Source organism: Paraburkholderia sp. UYCP14C (assembly GCF_004197395.1).
GTDB lineage: Bacteria > Pseudomonadota > Gammaproteobacteria > Burkholderiales > Burkholderiaceae > Paraburkholderia.
The window spans coordinates 261,054-278,412 of sequence record NZ_SELS01000001.1 but is presented as its reverse complement, the minus strand read 5'-3'; the positions used below and the strand labels follow the sequence as shown (position 1 = coordinate 278,412).

The following is a 17,359-nucleotide window of genomic DNA, read 5'->3' as shown; positions in this document are numbered from 1 at the left end:
AGTACCGAACCCACACGCAAGTCCCTCACACAGAACGAAGCGCATTTTCCGGCTCATCGCCCCGGGAGACCATGATGGAACCGTCAGCACACGTCGATACTTTCGCGCGCGACAATCTTCCGCCACAGGATCAATGGCCCGTCTTTCTGCTCGACAATCCGGACGTCGCCTATCCAGCACGGCTGAACTGCGCGACCGAACTGCTGGAGCGGACTATCGAGGCGGGACATCGCGACCGCCCGGCGATCTGGTCCGACGTGGACGGCAAGCCGCAAGCAACCACATACGGCGAACTGCTCGCGCTGGTGAACCGCAGCGCGCATGTGCTCGTCGATGAAATGGGCTTGCGCCCCGGCAACCGCGTGCTGCTGCGCGGGCCGAACACGTTGCAGATGGCCGTCGCCACACTCGCTGCGCTGAAGGCCGGGCTCGTCGCCGTGCCGACCATGCCGCTGCTGCGCGCGAAGGAGCTCAAGCAGATCATCGAGAAAGCGCAGGTCAGCGCCGCGCTTTGCGACACGCGCCTGACCGCGGAACTCGAACGTTGCACGAATCCACAGGACGAGCTCTACTGCGCGGTGCTGAAGCAGACACGCCGCTTTCACGACGACTCCTCCGATTCGCTCGAAACGCTCGCCGTCAACAAGCCCGAGCACTTCACCGCATGCGACACCGCCGCCGACGACGTCTGCCTGATCGCGTTCACGAGCGGCACGACCGGTGCGCCGAAAGGCTGCATGCATTTCCATCGCGACATGATCGCGATGTGCGATCTGTTCCCGCGTCACGTGCTGAAGCCTTCCTCGAGCGACATCTTCTGCGGTACGCCGCCGCTCGCGTTCACATTCGGGCTCGGCGGGCTGCTGTGCTTTCCGCTGCGCGTCGGTGCGTCGACGGTGCTCGTCGAAAAGCTCACGCCGCAGACCTTGCTCGAGGTGGTCGAGCGTTTTCATGCGACCGTGATGTTCACCGCGCCGACGTTCTATCGGCAGATGGCGCGGCTCGTCGCGCAACACGACCTGTCCTCGCTGCAGAAGACCGTGTCGGCCGGCGAGGCGCTGCCCGATTCGACGCGGCGTCAGTGGCGTGAGGCGACCGGCATCGACATGATCGACGGCATCGGCGGCACCGAGTTGATCCACATCTTCATTTCGTCGCAAGGCGCGGAGATCCGGCCGAACGCGATCGGCCGCGCGGTGCCGGGCTACGTCGTGCAAGCCGTCGACGACGACATGCAACCCGTGCCGCCCGGCACGATCGGCAAACTCGCGGTGCGCGGCCCGACCGGCTGCCGCTATCTGGCCGACGAACGACAGCAGCGCTTCGTGCGCGGCGGCTGGAACCTGCCGGGCGATTCGGTCTATCTCGACGCGGACGGCTACGTGTTCTACCAGGCGCGCGCCGACGACATGATCGTGTCGGCCGGCTACAACATCTCCGGTCCCGAAGTGGAAAGCGTGCTGATGCAGCACGAGGCGGTGGCCGAATGCGGCGTGATCGGCGTGGCCGACGAAACGCGTGGGCAGATCGTGCGGGCTTTCGTCGTGCTGAACCCCGGCTACACGGCCGACGATAAACTGGTCGCGCAACTGCAGGATTTCGTTAAGAATAACGTCGCACCTTATAAATATCCCCGCGTCATCACGTTCGTCGGTGCGCTGCCGCGCACCGAAACCGGCAAGCTCAAACGTTTCGAGTTGCGCATGATGGCGTAACCCCTATCTTTCGTGAGACTGGAGGCAGACTGCATGGCCGGCTCTTTCATCGAAGTCGTCGCCCACGATGGCGACCGTTTCAACGCATACGTCGCGCGGCCCGCGCAGGGCTCGGGCCCGGGGCTCGTGCTGCTGCAGGAAATCTTCGGCGTCAACGACTCGATGAAAGCGACCGCCGATCGCTACGCCGAAGAAGGCTACGTCGTGCTCGTGCCCGATCTGTTCTGGCGCATTAAGCCCGGCATCTCGCTCGGCTACAGCGACGCCGACATGAAAGAAGCGCTCGGCTACCTGGGCCAGTTCGACGCCGATGTCGCGGTCAAGGACATCGCCGCCACGATCGCCACATTGCGCGAATTACCCGAGCAGGCGGGCAAGGTCGGCGTGGTGGGCTACTGCCTCGGCGGCAAGCTCGCGTTTCTGAGCGCGGCGCGCACCGACGTCGATTGCGCGGTCAGTTACTACGGCGTGGGCCTCGAAGCGCATCTCGACGAAGTATCGGCGATCAACTGCCCGATGGTGTTCCACTTCCCTGAAAACGACGCGCACTGCCCGCCTGAAACGCGCGAGCGCATCGGCGTCGCATTGCGCACGCGGCCGCAAATCGAGCAATACGTGTATCCCGGCTGCGATCATGCGTTCGCCGCGCCGCAGCGCAAGCAATACGACAAGCCCGCCGCGATGATGGCGTACTCGCGCACGCTGGCGCTGCTGCGCAAGGTGCTCGGTCCCGTATACGACCTGAACGCGCTGTGGGAAGCGCATTGCTATCACGAGTTCGCGACCCGCGACGTCGACGCGGTGATGCCGACGATGGTCGCCGAGCCCTACGTCAATCACGTACCGACGATGACGGGCGGCGTCGGGCACGACAAGCTGAAGCGCTTTTACACACGTCACTTCGTCAACTCGAATCCGCCCGACACCAAACTGATACCGATTTCGCGCACGATCGGCTCGGACCGCATCGTCGACGAATTCATTTTCAGCTGCACGCATAGCTGCGAGATCGACTGGCTGCTGCCGGGCGTCGCGCCGACCGGCAAGTACTTCGAGGTGCCGATGCTCGCCGTCGTGTGCTTCCGCGGCGACAAGCTGTACAACGAGCACATCTACTGGGATCAGGCTTCGGTGCTCGTGCAGGTGGGGCTGCTCAATCCCGATGGCTTGCCGGTGGCGGGGATCGAAAGTGCGAGGAAGTTGCTCGATGAGACGTTGCCGTCGAATGGGTTGATGGGGGATAGGTCGAAGGTTTGATGGTGCATTGTCTTCGACGGCTCGAAATGGAATCCCGGGCCGTCGAAGATGTTCGTTGCGGAAGACCGTTGCCGATCAGGACGTCGACGTCTTCTTCACCACGAAAACGATCCCCGCGGTTTGATCGACCTTTGACGTCGCGCCATAAAGCGTCGAGTCGGTGGAATCGTAAAGCGCCATTCCCGTCATGGAGATGCCGCTATATGTACACGTCGTTGCCGCAAACGTGATGCTGAGGTCATACGCGTTGTTCGTCGCATTTGCATCGCCACTTCGGGTTCCGAAGCATTTCTTTAACTGACGCGAGGCGATTCGATAGCCGTTCTTCGTGTATAGCGGCATCGACTAGAAGCCCGCCTCCACACAACGCGCCTATCATGTAGCGCTCCAACCATCACCGTGCGCCGCTCATGCTCACCGTCCATCATCTGAACAACTCCCGCTCGCAACGCGTGCTGTGGCTGCTCGAAGAACTCGGCGTGCCGTACGAGGTCAAGCGTTACGAGCGCGATCCAGACACGATGCTCGCGCCGCCCGAACTACGCGCGGTCCATCCGCTCGGCAAGTCGCCCGTCATCACCGACGACGGCCTCACGATCGCCGAGTCCGGCGCAATCATCGAGTACCTCGTCGACAGGTACGGCGCGGGGCGTTTCGCACCGCCGCCGGGCACGCCGGAGCGGCTACGCTATACGTACTGGCTGCACTACGCGGAAGGCTCCGCGATGCCGCCGCTGCTGCTCAAACTCATCGCCCGACGCATCGGCGGTGCGCGGATGCCGTTCTTCGCGAAGCCGATTGCGCGCAAGATCGCGACGAGCTTGCAGGCGAACTTCGTCGATCCGCAATTGCGACTGCATCTCGGCTATATCGACAGCGAACTCGGTGCAACCGGCTGGTTCGCCGGCAACGACTTCACCGCCGCCGACGTGCAAATGAGCTTCCCCCTCGAAGCCGCCACCGCACGCGGCGCCGTGGCCGCGCAATTGACCGCGATAGGCGAGTTCTTGCGGCGCATCCACGCGCGGCCCGCGTATCAGCGCGCGCTCGAACGCGGCGGCAAGTACGACATTCTCGGCGGCGACTGACGCGCGACGGCGCGCCGCCGCCCAGGATTTCGTAGTTGGACGCGAAATGTGCCGGTGCTAGACTCGAAAGCCAATCGTCGGCAATCGACCGAATCCGCGCAAAGAGGCACCCGCATGACCCATTCCCTGCATGGCAGACAACGTTGGCTCGCGCTGATGGTGCTCTGCCTCGGCGTGCTGATGATCGTGCTCGACACGACCATCGTGAACGTCGCGCTGCCGTCCATCGCCGCCGACCTCGGCTTTGGCGAAACCTCGCTGGTATGGGTCGTCAATGCCTACATGCTGACGTTCGGCGGCTGTCTGCTGCTCGGTGGACGGCTCGGCGATCTGTACGGACACCGCAAGCTGTTCCTGTGCGGCATTACGCTGTTCACGCTCGCATCGCTCGCCTGCGGCCTCGCGAATTCGCAAGTGCTGCTGGTCGCAGCGCGCGCCGTGCAAGGTCTCGGCGGTGCGATCGTCTCGGCGGTATCGTTGTCGCTGATCATGAATCTGTTCACTGAACCCGGCGAACGCGCGAAGGCGATGGGTGTATATGGCTTCGTCTGCGCGGGCGGAGGCAGCATCGGCGTGCTGCTCGGCGGACTGCTCACCAATCTGTTGAGCTGGCACTGGATCTTTCTGGTCAATCTGCCGATCGGCATTGCGGTATACGCGCTGTGCCTCGCGCTACTGCCCGCCGCACGCGGGCACGCCCACGGTGAACGGCTCGACGTGGCCGGCGCGCTCAGCGTGACCGCATCGCTGATGCTCGCGGTCTATGCGATCGTCAACGGCAACGAAGCGGGGTGGCTCTCGGAGCAAACGCTCGGCCTGCTGCTCATCGCGCTCTCGCTGCTGGCCACGTTCCTCATCATCGAAGCGCGAGTCGAGCATCCGTTGATGCCGCTCGGTCTGCTGCGCTTGCGCAATGTCGCGACCGCGAATGTGGTCGGCGTGTTGTGGGCAGCAGCGATGTTCGCATGGTTCTTTATTTCGGCGCTGTATCTGCAGCGCGTGCTCGGCTATCGGCCGTTGCAGGTCGGGCTTGCGTTTCTGCCCGCGAACCTGATCATGGGACTCTTTTCGCTGGGTGTGTCGGCGCGCGTGGTGATGCGCTTCGGCCTGCGCGGGCCGCTCGCGGCGGGCCTGCTGATCGCGGCATGCGGGCTGGCGCTGTTTGCGCGTGCACCCGTCGACGGCAGCTTCGTGCCCGACGTGCTGCCCGGCATGATCCTGCTCGGCTTCGGTGCCGGCATCGCCTTCAATCCGCTGCTGCTCGCCGCGATGAGCGACGTCGATCCCGCAGATTCGGGCCTCGCCTCCGGCATCGTCAATACGTCGTTCATGATGGGCGGGGCGCTCGGGCTCGCGGTGCTCGCGAGTGTTGCCGCGGCGCGTACCGAGACGATGTTGACGTCGTCGAGCGCGGCGGTTGCGCTGAACAGCGGGTATCACGCCGCGTTTCTGTTCGGGGCGGTTTTTGCGGCGACGGCCGGCGTATTGGGTGGAGCGTTGTTGAGAACGGGGCAGGCGGGTGGCGCTGCGAGCGTGCACGGTGACGTGGCGGATTCGGCTGCGCCCTCCGCCGCGACTGCAAAACCGCAAGCGCGATCAAATGCGTAAGTTCGCCGCCCACTATGCTGGCTTCATGCTGACATGAGAGCCGAGATGAACCCGGTTGGAAAAGCACTCTGGTATATCGAAAGCCACTTCGCCGGCGAGGTGACGCTCGATGACATCGCCCGCTGCGGCTGCGTATCGCGCTTTCATCTGGCGCGCGCGTTCGAAGCGGCCACCGGAATGCCGGTGATGCGCTACGTTCGCGCACGGCGTTTGAGCGAGGCAGCACGAGGTCTCGCCGATGGTGCGCCCGACATCCTCGCGGTCGCCATCGACGCCGGCTACGGCTCTCACGAAGCATTCACGCGTGCGTTTCGCGAGCAGTTCGGGCTCACGCCCGACGCGCTGCGCGCGCGGGGTCATCTCGACAACCTGAGCATCGTGGAGCCGATCAAAATGGACGAAACCCTTCTGACTCATCTGGAACCGCCGCGCTTCGAAGACGGCAAGCCGTTTCTCATCGCCGGACTGAGCGAGCGCTATACGTGCGACAGCAGCAAGGCGATTCCATCCCAATGGCAGCGCTTTGGCGCCTGGTACGGCAGGGTGCCGGGACAGGTCGGCAAGGTCGCTTATGGCGTTGGCTATAACGCCGATGAACTGGGCAACTTCGACTACATGTGCGGCGTCGAAGTCAGCGATTTTTCGGCGTTGCCGCCGGAGTTGAGCCGTGTGCGCATCGCCGCGCAACGCTACGCGGTGTTTAGTCATCGCGAGCATATCTCGGGCATTCGTCGCACGATGAACACGATCTGGAATCAGTGGTTGCCCGCCTCGGGGCACGTGCCTGCCGATGCACCGCATTTCGAACGCTATGGCGAGCATTTCGATCCGGTGACGGGAATGGGTGGAGTCGAAGTCTGGTTGCCGCTGAAAAGTTGATGGTTGATTCGGCGGATGGCCGCTATGACCGGCCATCCGCTCGATCGATCAAGGAGTGGCATGTCTATGGGCATGCAACGCATGCACGTCGTCGTATTCCTGCGAAATGTCTTTATTTGTGTAATCGCCCAATCGCATGGCAGCGGCCACGCTGATCACCGCACACCCGAACACATACCACGCCACCGCAAATCCTGAATGGAAGTAAGCATAGAGCGCAGTCGCAATCAACGGTGCCGGACCGCCAGCGATCACGGAAGCCAACTGATAACCCATCGACGCGCCGCTGTAGCGCAAGCGCCCGGTGAACGATTCGGCGATCAACGCGGCCTGCGGACCATACATCATTGCATGCGGCACCAGCGAAAGCACGATGGCCGCGAAGATCCACATCGGGTTACGCGTTCCGACCATAAAGAAGTACAGGAAGCCGAATAGCCCGACAGCAGCTGCACCGATCACGTACATGCGCCGACGGCCGATCAGATCTGACACGTGGCCGAACAGCGGAATCATGGCGAATTCCAGCACCGAAGCGGCCAGCACCGCCGTGAGCAGCAGATCGCGCGTGACGCCCAGACTCATCACACCATAGGTGAAGATAAAGGCCGTGAAAATATAGAAAGGCGCCTGCTCCGCCATGCGCGCAAGAGCCGACAGAAGAATGTCTTTAGGCTGCCGGCGCAATACTTCGCGCATCGGCGCCTTTTCGATTCTGTGCTCGGCGAGAAGCTTCGCGAAGATCGGCGTCTCGAGGATGCTCAAGCGGATATATAGGCCGATCGCGACGAGCGCGATACTGAGGAAAAACGGCACCCGCCAGCCCCACGTGAGAAACGCGCTGCCAGAGATCTGGCTCGTGGCCAACACCACCAGATTCGCAAGGAACAATCCGGCAGGTACGCCGAACTGCGGCCAGGACGCGACGAAACCGCGATGCTTGTTGGTGCGTGCCCATTCCATCGACATCAACACCGATCCACCCCACTCGCCTCCTACGCCCACACCCTGAATGAAACGCAGCACCGTGAGCGCGATTGCCCCCCAGATGCCGATCGTCGCGTAGGTCGGAACAAAACCCACCGCAAACGTCGCGAGTCCCATCAGCAATAGCGTCACGATTAACGTGGCTTTACGTCCGATGCGATCGCCATAGTGGCCGAAAATCGCCGCGCCCACCGGTCGCGCAATAAAGCCGACAGCGTAAATTAGAAAAGCCTGCAAGGTGCCGACGAGCGGGTCCGATTCAGGAAAAAACAGCTTCGCGAATACCAGACCTGTGACGGTGCTATACAGGAAGAAGTCATACCATTCGATCGTGGTACCGATCGTGCTGGCAATGACAGCGCGGCGCAACTGGCGCCGAGCGTCCGCATCGGAGAGGGACATTGCCCCAGATTGCGTGGCAGCCATTTGATATCTCCCCAAAATGGAAGGGTGACATCTTTTATTGACATGTGCGTGTATTGGGTGGTTCCAGTGATGACGCAAGGTGTGCAAAGCGGAACCGCCTTTTCGGCTACTGTCATGGCCTTGAGCCTGGATCGATATAAACCCGTATTCGACGCACTATTCGCAGAGACCGGGGCCCTATTCCCAAGGTACATTTCGCAATTGCATTTTTTTCCGAATGAGCAATTCAGCATTCATCACCTCAATGCAACTGATACCGATGTCAGAATTGAATTGGAGTTCGAACTAACTGTGGTTTCGGACATTAGCCCCACCCCTCAATCACATCAACGGAATGTAGATGTCGGTCTGCCACTGATCCAGCGGCGTCTCAGGATAGACGCTCAGGTAGTGGAAAAACAGCGGCTGATCCCGCAACTCTTCTCCACTCGAAGGCAGCCAGTCGCGATAGATCGGGTAGATCGTTTCGCCGATGTGATCGGTCGATCCGATGTGCCGAACCACCGCGCACCGTGCGCCCGGAATCACGAGTTCGCGCACGCCGTAATCATTCGGCGCGACCGGTACGTCGATCTCCCCGCAGATATCGAAGCGGAATTCCTCAGCTGGCAACGTGTCCGGATTGCCGTGCGGAATGCCGAAGGTCCTGCTCGACTCCACTGGAGATTGTCCGCTTTGAATCCGCCAATCGATGAACTTGTGCACACTCTGATTGACGAGTCCAGGTGAACCACGATGCTCGAGCGCGGCAACGCGAGTTTCCGCAAATTCGACGATTTTCACTTGCATGGTCAGTTTCCTCGAAAGATAGGGAACGATAAAACTCGCACTCCAGATATGCCATGCCGGATGCCGTCGAAACGCGCTCGGCGACATGCCGAACACACGCTTGAACGCGCGACTGAAGGCTTCGGGACTGTCGAAGCCCGCGTCAAGCGCGGCATCAAGAACCGAGCAGGACGCCTGCGACGCGAGACGGCGAGCCGCGCGACGCAAGCGCATCAATTGCACGTAGCGTGCGACCGGCACGCCGACGTACGCGGCAAACTGTCGATGAAAATGGAACTTCGAGAAGTTTGCGATGCGGCTTAGCGCGTCTACCGACAAATCGCCGTCGAGGTTTGCGTCGATATAGGCGAGAACGGCTTCGAAGCGCTTCGTGTAGGCAGCGGTGGCGTCTGTGTGAGCTAGCATGGTCTGGATCGTGCGAGTTCCGATATGGTCGCCGAGGTTGGGCACATCTTACCTAGCCGCACTTGCTCGATCTTCAATCGGCTCGCTGCCGAGCTCGGAGAAATTACGTAAACTCGTCTTCATTCCACCCGCTGCCCGAGATTTTCCGCCGATGCCCTCTTCGATCAGCAATTCGCTCCTCTGGATCTTCGACGCGTTCGAACGCGATCCGACTTATGTGCGTCGGCGGATGTTTGGTAGCGATGCCGCGTATATCGACGGCCTGTTGTGTCTGGTTGCCGCCGATCGCGACAAGCCGTGGAATGGGCTGCTCGTCTGTACGTCGCAGGATCGCCACGCGGCTCTGATTGCCGAGATGCCTGCGTTGAGGCCTCACCCGGTGCTCGGGAAATGGCTTTATGTGCCGCAGGAGGATCCTTCGTTCGAAGACTCTGTCGAGCAGCTCACGGCGCTCGTGCTGCAGCGTGATCCGCGCGTGGGCGTGGAGCCCAAGCCACGAAAGCGGCGCGGTAAGTCTGAGTTGCCGAAAGGATGAAGCGGGCGGGAGCCGCTTCGATCTCCCGACTTGGAATTGCTGCACTCTTATTGCCTACTACACCAAATGCGAGCCTTCGGGTCTGTAGGAAACACCCCCAGGCCCCGTCCGTTCGAGGCGGGGCCTTCGACACTTTGCTACGATGTGAGTCTGTTCCGACGCCGGCGCATTTGGCGCGTACCGCCAGCCGGCAGGAGTCACCACCGAACTCACCGAGCACTTAGCCTTGACGATCCACATCCGCCCCGCCACCGCTTCCGACGCCACCCTGATCCTGCACTTCATCACCGAACTCGCGATCTACGAGAAAGCCGAGCACGAAGTCGTCGCCGGCGTCAAAGACATCGAGAAGAGCCTGTTTTCTGAGGGCGTGCCCGCGAAAGCGCTGATCTGCGAAATGAACGGCGAGCCCGTCGGTTTTTGCGTGTACTTCTTTTCGTATTCGACGTGGCTCGGCAAGCAGGGGCTTTATCTGGAAGACCTGTACGTCTCGCCCGCCTCGCGTGGCAGCGGCGCGGGCAAACAGATGCTGCGCCATCTCGCGCAAATCGCCTGCGAAACGGGCTGCGGCCGCTTCGAATGGAGCGTGCTCGACTGGAACGAGCCGGCCATCGGCTTCTACAAGTCGATCGGCGCGGAGCCGCAGAGCGAATGGGTGCGTTACCGTCTCGCGGGCGACGCGCTCAAAGCATTCGCCGAAGGCGAAACCGAACGAAGCACCTAAGCCCGTTCACCGCACCGGGGCTGCGACGGGCGCCACCTCGAACGCATCGCCCGTCGCGAAGAAGGTGCCGCCGGCCACGTAATGGCATGTGCGCAGATCGGGATCGTCGCCGAAATGCCAGCGGTTGTGCGAATACACGCGGCTATCCGCATACGCGGCCACCACCTCGCCGATGATCAGATCGTGCCGCTGGCTGTCGTCCGGAATCACTTTGCACTCCATCCACGTGATGCAGCCGTCCAGCATCGGCACGTCGATTTCCTGCGCGGGGAAGGTCTTGAGATCGAACGCGGAGAATTTGTCGAGTTCGATACCTGGGTGCGAGCCGACCGCGAGCGTTTGCGCGGCAAAACCGCGGCTCGGCAGTTGCAGCCCGAACACGCCGCTCGCTTCGATCAGGCGGCGCGTCAGCGTGCGGCTATCCACGACGACCACCACCTTCGGCGGATTGAAATCGAGGGGCATCGCCCATGACGCGGCCATCACGTTCGATCGACCAGCGTGCGCGCTCGTGATCAGCGTGACCGGTCCGTGATTGAGCAGTTGAGTCGCGCGCGACAGTTCCACGGGTTCTCGGGTGGCGTTCATGGCATCGTGATTTGCGTCGGAGGGATGACGCCGATTGTAGCGGGACAGGACAAATGCGGTGCGGCGCAAGGCCGAGCGATGAGAAAGTGACTCCGGGGGCGAATCGAACCGCGAAACCGCGCGCGAATGACGGACGAATCGAGCTGCCGGGCAGCAGCCCCAAGCCGCCGCCCGACCAGACTTCAAGCGAACTTCAAGGCACCCTCAATGATGCGCCTTGCCGTTCGGCACCGCATTGAGCGGCTTGTGCTGCTCGTCGCCGAGTCCCGGGAAGAACGCGTTCCAGGCGGCACGCACGCCCTGCGCCGCGGTGGCTTCGGCGCTGACCGATTCGGCCGCGCCGTCCGCGGCTTTCGACGGATCGGCGGACAGGCCGCGCCAATGCGTGAATACGAGCAACGGCTTTTCGGTCCACACGCCGTCGCCAAATTTTGCAAACGCCGTGTCCCCGCTCGCCAACTGCACCTCGTACCAGCCTTCGCGTGCGGGCGTATGGATGGCAAGGTCAAACCACGGGGTCGGTTCGATTTCCTTCATGTCGTCTCCGGTCGGATAGATCGTCATCGATAACCACAGTCAATGCATTGTTCGTGCCCATCGCCGGCGCTACGCGCACGACGCGGCGGGCGCTCCGCCTGTCGCGCGGGCACGCCCCGCGACGGGCCGGCCAACCGCGGCACATGCGGGCAAACCAGCACATCGGAACTGCGAATTCGCCGCGCATACGACACGATAGCGCGACATGGGCCAGGCGGACAAACGTAAAACTTACATGTCCGGATTGGCGGACGTACGGCGTTGCGGGGTGGGCTTTTTGCGGGGCTGGGAGCCGGGTTTTCCGGCGGCTTGCCCGGTGGGTTTCGCCGCCGGTTTCGCCTTCGGTTTCGCCGCTCGCTTCACAGCCGGTCGCGCCTCTCCCTGCATCTCTTGCACCAGTTCCGCCAGCGCTTCCACCGCAGGTCCCAGGCGCTCAGCCTCCGTATTGCCGTACCCGATCACGAGCCCATTCGTCTGCTCCGACGCCGCCATCGCGAAGCCCGACAGCGCACGCGGACTGAGCCCCCGCGCCTGCGCCCGCGCCGTGAGCGCGCGATCGTCGAGCGATGCTGGCAGCCGCAGCGTCAAATGCATGCCGCAATCGCCGCCGAGAATCGTCGCCGCCGGAAAATGCTCGGCCAGCGCGTCGCGCAGCGCCTGCTGGCGCTCGCGGTACAGCCGACGCATTCGGCCGAGATGCCGCCCGAACTCGCCGCTTTCGATGAAATGCGCGAGCGCCAGCTGCTCCAGCCGATGACCGCCGCGCAGCATCTCTTGCAGCGCAACAGCGGCGTGCGCGGCGATCGCGCGAGGCAGCACCACGAAGCCGATCCGCAGCGCCGGAAACATCGTCTTGCTGAACGAGCCGACGTACAGCACGGGCGCCCCGTCGACGAGTCCCTGCATGCTCGCGATCGGCTCGCCGGTGTGGCGCACCTCGCCGTCGTAATCGTCCTCGATCAGCCACGCGCCGCAGCGCCGTGCCTCGGTAATCAGCGCAAGCCGCCGCGCCACCGACAGCACCGCGCCCGTCGGATACTGATGCGCTGGTGACGTATAGATCAGCTTCGGCGGATGCGTGCGCCACGCGTCGGCCGGCACGGCCATGCCTTCGGCGTCGACGGGAATCGGCAGCATGCGCAAGTCGCCGGCGTTGAAAGCGGCCTTCGCGCCGCGATAGCCGGGGTCCTCGACCCATGCGATATCGCCGGGATTGGTCAGCAGCCGCACGCACAGGTTCAGTGCTTCCTGCGCGCCCTCGGTGATCACGACCTGCGTCCCATCGCAGCGCACGCCGCGCGCCATCCGCAGATGCGCGGCGATCGCGTCGCGCAACGCGGGCTCCCCAGCCGGCGTGCCGTAGCCGAGCGCACGCGGCAAGGCGCGCTCCATCGCCCGTTCGAGCGCGCGCCGCCATGCCGCGAGCGGGAAACGGTCGAGCGCGGGCGTGCCGGGGGTCAGCGCATACGCGTCGTCGGCGTGATTGTGCGACGCCGCGAACTGCTCGACGCGCGCCGCGTACGCGACCTCCGGCGCGGCCGACGCCGCGGCCCGCTCGCCGCGCGCGGCGGGGCTCGACAGCGGACTCACGCGCGTGCCCTGGCGATCGGCGATCACATAGCCGACCGCGGCGAGATGCTCGTAAGCGATCACGACCGTATTGCGCGACACGCCCATTTCGGCGGCAAGCAGCCGCGACGACGGCAGCAGCGACCCGGCCGGCAGACGACCGGCGAGAATCGCCTGCTGCAGACGTTCGATCAGCTGCTTTTGCAGCGGCGCGGGCCGCGTGGCCCCCCTGGCGCCGCTCGGGGCGAAGACGTCGTCCGCATGGACGAGCGGTCCGATGATTTCGATCATGGTGGCTGGACCTATCGAATAAGCGTGTCGTGGATCTTTTGAACATACCACGTTTGCCGTATCGTTCCCGCATCGACACGCATCGGCATCCTCCGGCATCGCCCATTCATCGACAGGAGAACAGACATGGAACCCACACGCAACGACTATGGCCAGGCGATCGGCAAGCCCGTGCCGGGCTGGCACGGCGCGCAGCCGCCGGGCCGCGAGCCGCTGAGCGGCCGCTATTGCCGACTGGAGCCGGTCGACGTCGCGCGCCACGCGGCCGACCTGTTCGACGCGTACCGCTCGGCCGCCGACGGCCGCGACTGGACCTATCTGGCGGTCGGCCCGTTCGACAGCCTCGCGGCCTATCGCGAGCACCTGACGCGGATGGCTGCATCAAAAGATCCGCTGCACTACGCGGTCATCGACCTCGCGACGGGCAAGCCGGTCGGCACGTTGTCGCTGATGCGGATCGATCCGGCCAACGGCGTGATCGAAGTGGGCCACGTCACCTATTCGCCGTTGCTCAAGCGCACGCGCATCGCGACCGAGGCGATGTACCTGCTGCTCGGCGAAGTGTTCGACAAGCTCGGCTACCGGCGCTTCGAATGGAAGTGCGATTCGCTGAACGAACCGTCGCGCAAGGCCGCGCTGCGCTATGGATTCACGTTCGAGGGAATCTTTCGCCAGGCGATCGTCTACCGCGAGCGCAATCGCGACACGGCATGGTTTTCGATCATCGACAGCGAATGGCCGGCGTTGCGCTCGTGCTACGAGCAGTGGCTCGACGCGGGCAATTTCGATGCGCAAGGGCAACAGGTCGAGCGGCTCGCCGATCTGATCGCGCAGCGTCGCGCGGCGGACGAGGCCCGCTAAAACCAGACGACCGAATCAGCGCGCCGCCGATGCACCCGCACGCGGCGCGCCCCTGCGGACGCCCCGATGCTACGGGATCCGAACGATAACGACGCGCGCCCGGCGAAGCGCGCTTCCGCCAGCCTTTCGCTGCGCGCCGCCAACCCCGGCAGCCAAAGCAACTTCGCCCTACACTGCCCACATACGTTCGCGCCCCCGTGCCGACCCGATTTTCACCGCGGCACCAGCATGCGCAACGCGTGCTTTCTTCCATACCGCTACAGCCCAGCCGATGAAATCCCGCCTGCGCTACCTGAGCGCATTGCTCGTCAACGTCGCGCTACCCTGGCTTGCCTACCGGCTCGCATTTCCGCACTGGGGGCAGGTGGGGGCACTCGCCGCGTCGGCATTGCCGCTGATCGCATGGATGACGGTGGATTTGCTGCGTTATCACCATGTCGACGCGCTGAGCGCACTCGTGCTCGCGGGCGTGCTGCCGGCGCTTGCCACGAGCCTCGTCTTCAGCGACGCGCGTCTGCTATTGATCGAAGATCCGATGGTGTCGGGCTTCATCGGCATCACGTTTCTCGCGTCGCTCGCGCTGCGCAAGCCGATCGTGTTCTACCTGGCGCGCTCGACGATGTCGCGCGAAGACCATCGCAGCGCCGAGTTGTTCGAGCAACATTGGCGGAATCGTCCGACGCTCGCCGCCTATATCCGTCTGATGACGCTCGTGTGGGGTGTCGGCATGATCGGCGAGAACATCGTGCGCAGCGCGATCGTGCTGCAATGGCCGAACGATCCGCGCTCGGCGCTCGCATCCATGGCGCTGCGTTACGGTGTGTACGGGGCGCTGACGCTGTGGACGTTCCTGATTCGCCGGCGCATCAAACAGGACGCGCAGCGCTATCCCGCCGACGAGCCCGCGCCCGCGAGTTCGCCGGCGCGTGCGTGACCGACTGCGCCAGCGCCCCATTCACGCCAATTCCAGAAACCTCGCCAAGCAGGGATTCCGATTCGCCGGCGACCACGCGAGCACCTGCTCGATCAGCGGCGCGTCGGCGAGCGGCCGGAACACCACGCCCGCAAGCTGCGCCTTGCGCATCGACGACGGCACCAGCGCGACCCCCACGCCTTCGTCGACGAGACTCAGCACCGTCTGCTGCAACTGCACTTCGAAGCGGATGTCGGGCTCGAAGCCGCCCGAGCGGCAATGCTCGACAATCGTCGCGCGCAGTCCCGGCGCGACTTCTTCCAGGGCGAGCACGAACGGCTCGCCCGCCAGCTGCGCGATCTTCAAGCGGCGCGCCCGCGCGCGCGGATGGCTGCGCGACAGCGCGACGCACAGCGGCTCGGTGAGCACCGTGCGCGTCGCGAGTGACTTGTCGGGCACGGTCGGGAACATGATCGCCGCGTCGATGTGGCCGGCGAGCAGTTGCGCGGCCAGATCGTTCGATACGACCTCGCGCAGCTTCAGCTCGACCTCCGGATACGCGGCGCCGAACACTCGCGCATAGCCGGGGACCACGCTGTAAGCCGAGCACATCGTGAAGCCGATTTCGAGCTTGCCGGCCTCGCCGTGCGCGGCGGCCCTGGCGTTACTGACTGCCTGTTCGAGCGACGCGAGAATCGCCTTCGCATCCGCGTAAAAGCGCTCGCCCGCCGCGGTCAGCGTGACGCTGCGCGGACTGCGCTCGATCAGCGTGACGCCGAGGCTCGCTTCGAGCGCCGCGAGCTGCCGGCTCAGCGGCGGCTGCGACAGATTGAGCCGCGCCGCCGCCCGGCCGAAATGACGCGTGTCGGCGAGCGTCACGAAGTAGCGCAGTGGTTTGACATCGATCACGACACCCCCGTGGATTGACGATGCAAAAAAGGTATTGTCGGCCCCTCAACACAGTATTGGATTGTATCAACGCAATTCGCTACGCTGGCGGGTCTTCAGTTCCGTGCCCGTTCCGCGCACGCCCGAACGTCCCCTTTTGCACCGATGCTAGCCACGCTCGAAATCCTGCTTCCCGTTTTTGGCCTCATTTTCGCGGGCTTCGCGTGCCGTCGACGCGGCGTGCTCGGACCGAACTCCGCGTCCGAACTGAATCGCTTCGTCGTCTGGCTCGCGCTGCCCGCGCTGCTGTTCGACACGATGGCGCACGCCACATGGCACCAGCTGTATCAGCCGGCTTTCGTCGCGACATTTTCGATTGCGTGCGTGAGCGTGTTCACGTTGATCCTCGCGCTGCGTCTTCTGAGCGGCCGGCATCTGGCCGACGCCAGCGTCGACGCGATCGCGGCCTCGTATCCGAACACCGGCTACATCGGCTTTCCGCTCGGCGTGATCGCGTTCGGCCATGCGAGCCTGACGCCGACCACGATCGCGACGATCCTCGTCGCTTGCGTGCTGTTCGCGGTCGCGATCGTGCTGATCGAGATCGGCCTGCAGACCGAGCGCACGCCGCACAAGCTCGGCCTGAAGGTGCTGGGTTCGCTCGCGCGCAATCCGCTGATCGTGTCGCCGCTCGCGGGCGTCGCGGTCGCGAGTCTGCATGTGACGCTGCCCGCGAGCGCGGAGACATTTCTGAAGCTGCTGGCCGGCGCCGCGAGTCCGTGCGCGCTCGTGAGCCTCGGGCTGTTCCTTGCGGAAAAGCGTCCGAACCAAACCGAACCGGAAGCGGGCGCCGGCGGCATCTCGTTGCTGCTGACCGGCGTCAAGCTGGTGGTGCAGCCGGCGCTGACATGGTGGCTCGCGGCTCGCGTATTCGGGCTTGCGCCGATGCTGGTCGAAATGGCCGTCGTACTCGCCGCGCTGCCGACCGGCACCGGCCCATTCATGCTCGCCGAGTTCTATCAGCGCGAAGCGCACATTACGTCGCGCACGATCCTGCTCTCGACGATCGGTTCGGTGGTGACGCTGTCGTTGCTGCTCATGCTGATGGGGCATCAAAGCTGAGGGCGGGATGCGGTCCGTCCGGCCGCCGCGCTATGCTTCGCAAACGGACCAGAACGGTCCGCGATCCCGGCGCAGCGCGTAGCGCGACGATATGTTCCGGCGCGAACTGGGCGCGGCGCCGACCGCGTTCGAGCCGGGGGTGACGTTGGGCTCGGGCGCCACGGGGTCAATACGTCG

At 63.9% G+C, this 17,359-nt stretch carries 17 protein-coding genes; 10 read left to right on the top strand and 7 right to left on the bottom strand.

Going from position 1 to position 17,359, the window contains the following annotated elements:
* Positions 1-74: 74 nt before the first annotated feature.
* Both EVC45_RS01265 and EVC45_RS01260 read left to right on the top strand, forming a co-directional pair.
* Positions 75-1,715 carry an AMP-binding protein gene (locus EVC45_RS01265; RefSeq protein ID WP_129956325.1) on the top strand — a complete coding sequence of 547 codons (1,641 nt, stop codon included), beginning with the start codon at positions 75-77 and terminating at the stop codon, positions 1,713-1,715.
* 33 nt (positions 1,716-1,748) lie between these two features.
* The gene (locus tag EVC45_RS01260) at positions 1,749-2,972 is read left to right on the top strand and encodes a dienelactone hydrolase family protein (RefSeq protein ID WP_129956227.1); all 1,224 of its coding nucleotides are present in this window, start codon (positions 1,749-1,751) and stop codon (positions 2,970-2,972) included.
* A 75-nt stretch (positions 2,973-3,047) separates the two neighbouring features.
* On the opposite strand, the gene EVC45_RS01255 is transcribed toward EVC45_RS01260, so the two are convergent.
* Positions 3,048-3,314, bottom strand: a complete 267-nt coding sequence (locus EVC45_RS01255) for a hypothetical protein (protein WP_129956226.1) — start codon at positions 3,312-3,314, stop codon at positions 3,048-3,050.
* Between the two features lie 68 nt (positions 3,315-3,382).
* Between EVC45_RS01255 and EVC45_RS01250 the strand changes: the two genes are divergently transcribed.
* The 3 genes from EVC45_RS01250 (at position 3,383) to EVC45_RS01240 (ending at position 6,547) form a co-directional block, all read left to right on the top strand.
* The gene (locus tag EVC45_RS01250; protein WP_129956225.1) at positions 3,383-4,060 is read left to right on the top strand and encodes a glutathione S-transferase family protein; all 678 of its coding nucleotides are present in this window, start codon (positions 3,383-3,385) and stop codon (positions 4,058-4,060) included.
* A 114-nt stretch (positions 4,061-4,174) separates the two neighbouring features.
* Positions 4,175-5,668 carry a DHA2 family efflux MFS transporter permease subunit gene (locus EVC45_RS01245; protein ID WP_129956224.1) on the top strand — a complete coding sequence of 498 codons (1,494 nt, stop codon included), beginning with the start codon at positions 4,175-4,177 and terminating at the stop codon, positions 5,666-5,668.
* A gap of 45 nt (positions 5,669-5,713) precedes the next feature.
* Positions 5,714-6,547, top strand: a complete 834-nt coding sequence (locus tag EVC45_RS01240; RefSeq protein ID WP_129956223.1) for an AraC family transcriptional regulator — start codon at positions 5,714-5,716, stop codon at positions 6,545-6,547.
* 48 nt (positions 6,548-6,595) lie between these two features.
* Here the strand turns inward: EVC45_RS01240 and EVC45_RS01235 are convergent, their stop codons facing one another.
* Both EVC45_RS01235 and EVC45_RS01230 read right to left on the bottom strand, forming a co-directional pair.
* Positions 6,596-7,960 carry an MFS transporter gene (locus EVC45_RS01235; protein WP_129956324.1) on the bottom strand — a complete coding sequence of 455 codons (1,365 nt, stop codon included), beginning with the start codon at positions 7,958-7,960 and terminating at the stop codon, positions 6,596-6,598.
* Positions 7,961-8,281: 321 nt separating this feature from the next.
* Positions 8,282-9,154: a GyrI-like domain-containing protein gene (locus EVC45_RS01230; protein WP_129956222.1), complete on the bottom strand. Its 873-nt coding sequence runs from the start codon at positions 9,152-9,154 to the stop codon at positions 8,282-8,284.
* A gap of 151 nt (positions 9,155-9,305) precedes the next feature.
* On the opposite strand from EVC45_RS01230, the gene EVC45_RS01225 reads away from it, so the two are divergent.
* Together EVC45_RS01225 and EVC45_RS01220 are read left to right on the top strand one after the other, a co-directional pair.
* A complete protein-coding gene (locus EVC45_RS01225) occupies positions 9,306-9,689 on the top strand; it encodes a hypothetical protein (protein ID WP_129956323.1) in 384 nt (127 codons plus the stop codon).
* Positions 9,690-9,915: 226 nt separating this feature from the next.
* Positions 9,916-10,413 carry a GNAT family N-acetyltransferase gene (locus EVC45_RS01220; protein WP_129956221.1) on the top strand — a complete coding sequence of 166 codons (498 nt, stop codon included), beginning with the start codon at positions 9,916-9,918 and terminating at the stop codon, positions 10,411-10,413.
* A 6-nt stretch (positions 10,414-10,419) separates the two neighbouring features.
* Here the strand turns inward: EVC45_RS01220 and EVC45_RS01215 are convergent, their stop codons facing one another.
* The 3 genes from EVC45_RS01215 to EVC45_RS01205 form a co-directional block, all read right to left on the bottom strand.
* Entirely contained in the window at positions 10,420-11,001 is a 582-nt protein-coding gene (locus EVC45_RS01215; protein WP_129956220.1) for a flavin reductase family protein, read from the bottom strand.
* A 204-nt stretch (positions 11,002-11,205) separates the two neighbouring features.
* The gene (locus EVC45_RS01210; RefSeq protein WP_129956219.1) at positions 11,206-11,538 is read right to left on the bottom strand and encodes a hypothetical protein; all 333 of its coding nucleotides are present in this window, start codon (positions 11,536-11,538) and stop codon (positions 11,206-11,208) included.
* A gap of 231 nt (positions 11,539-11,769) precedes the next feature.
* On the bottom strand, positions 11,770-13,398 hold the full coding sequence (locus EVC45_RS01205) for a PLP-dependent aminotransferase family protein (RefSeq protein ID WP_129956218.1): 1,629 nt from the start codon (positions 13,396-13,398) through the stop codon (positions 11,770-11,772).
* A 126-nt stretch (positions 13,399-13,524) separates the two neighbouring features.
* On the opposite strand from EVC45_RS01205, the gene EVC45_RS01200 reads away from it, so the two are divergent.
* Positions 13,525-14,259 carry a GNAT family N-acetyltransferase gene (locus EVC45_RS01200; RefSeq protein ID WP_129956217.1) on the top strand — a complete coding sequence of 245 codons (735 nt, stop codon included), beginning with the start codon at positions 13,525-13,527 and terminating at the stop codon, positions 14,257-14,259.
* A 271-nt stretch (positions 14,260-14,530) separates the two neighbouring features.
* A complete protein-coding gene (locus EVC45_RS01195; protein WP_129956216.1) occupies positions 14,531-15,193 on the top strand; it encodes a VC0807 family protein in 663 nt (220 codons plus the stop codon).
* Positions 15,194-15,214: 21 nt separating this feature from the next.
* Here the strand turns inward: EVC45_RS01195 and EVC45_RS01190 are convergent, their stop codons facing one another.
* A complete protein-coding gene (locus tag EVC45_RS01190; protein WP_129956215.1) occupies positions 15,215-16,081 on the bottom strand; it encodes a LysR family transcriptional regulator in 867 nt (288 codons plus the stop codon).
* Between the two features lie 144 nt (positions 16,082-16,225).
* Here EVC45_RS01190 and EVC45_RS01185 point away from each other — a divergent pair, with 144 nt between their 5' ends.
* Positions 16,226-17,182, top strand: a complete 957-nt coding sequence (locus tag EVC45_RS01185; RefSeq protein ID WP_129956214.1) for an AEC family transporter — start codon at positions 16,226-16,228, stop codon at positions 17,180-17,182.
* Positions 17,183-17,359 lie beyond the last annotated feature (177 nt).

Bases quoted from the DNA above. Each gene is read 5' to 3' on its own strand.
- EVC45_RS01265 (WP_129956325.1), top strand. From the start codon at position 75: ATGGAACCGTCAGCACACGTCGATACTTTCGCGCGCGACAATCTTCCG.
- EVC45_RS01260 (WP_129956227.1), top strand. From the start codon at position 1,749: ATGGCCGGCTCTTTCATCGAAGTCGTCGCCCACGATGGCGACCGTTTC.
- EVC45_RS01255 (WP_129956226.1), bottom strand. From the start codon at position 3,314: ATGCCGCTATACACGAAGAACGGCTATCGAATCGCCTCGCGTCAGTTA.
- EVC45_RS01250 (WP_129956225.1), top strand. From the start codon at position 3,383: ATGCTCACCGTCCATCATCTGAACAACTCCCGCTCGCAACGCGTGCTG.
- EVC45_RS01245 (WP_129956224.1), top strand. From the start codon at position 4,175: ATGACCCATTCCCTGCATGGCAGACAACGTTGGCTCGCGCTGATGGTG.
- EVC45_RS01240 (WP_129956223.1), top strand. From the start codon at position 5,714: ATGAACCCGGTTGGAAAAGCACTCTGGTATATCGAAAGCCACTTCGCC.
- EVC45_RS01235 (WP_129956324.1), bottom strand. From the start codon at position 7,960: ATGGCTGCCACGCAATCTGGGGCAATGTCCCTCTCCGATGCGGACGCT.
- EVC45_RS01230 (WP_129956222.1), bottom strand. From the start codon at position 9,154: ATGCTAGCTCACACAGACGCCACCGCTGCCTACACGAAGCGCTTCGAA.
- EVC45_RS01225 (WP_129956323.1), top strand. From the start codon at position 9,306: ATGCCCTCTTCGATCAGCAATTCGCTCCTCTGGATCTTCGACGCGTTC.
- EVC45_RS01215 (WP_129956220.1), bottom strand. From the start codon at position 11,001: ATGAACGCCACCCGAGAACCCGTGGAACTGTCGCGCGCGACTCAACTG.
- EVC45_RS01210 (WP_129956219.1), bottom strand. From the start codon at position 11,538: ATGAAGGAAATCGAACCGACCCCGTGGTTTGACCTTGCCATCCATACG.
- EVC45_RS01205 (WP_129956218.1), bottom strand. From the start codon at position 13,398: ATGATCGAAATCATCGGACCGCTCGTCCATGCGGACGACGTCTTCGCC.
- EVC45_RS01200 (WP_129956217.1), top strand. From the start codon at position 13,525: ATGGAACCCACACGCAACGACTATGGCCAGGCGATCGGCAAGCCCGTG.
- EVC45_RS01195 (WP_129956216.1), top strand. From the start codon at position 14,531: ATGAAATCCCGCCTGCGCTACCTGAGCGCATTGCTCGTCAACGTCGCG.
- EVC45_RS01185 (WP_129956214.1), top strand. From the start codon at position 16,226: ATGCTAGCCACGCTCGAAATCCTGCTTCCCGTTTTTGGCCTCATTTTC.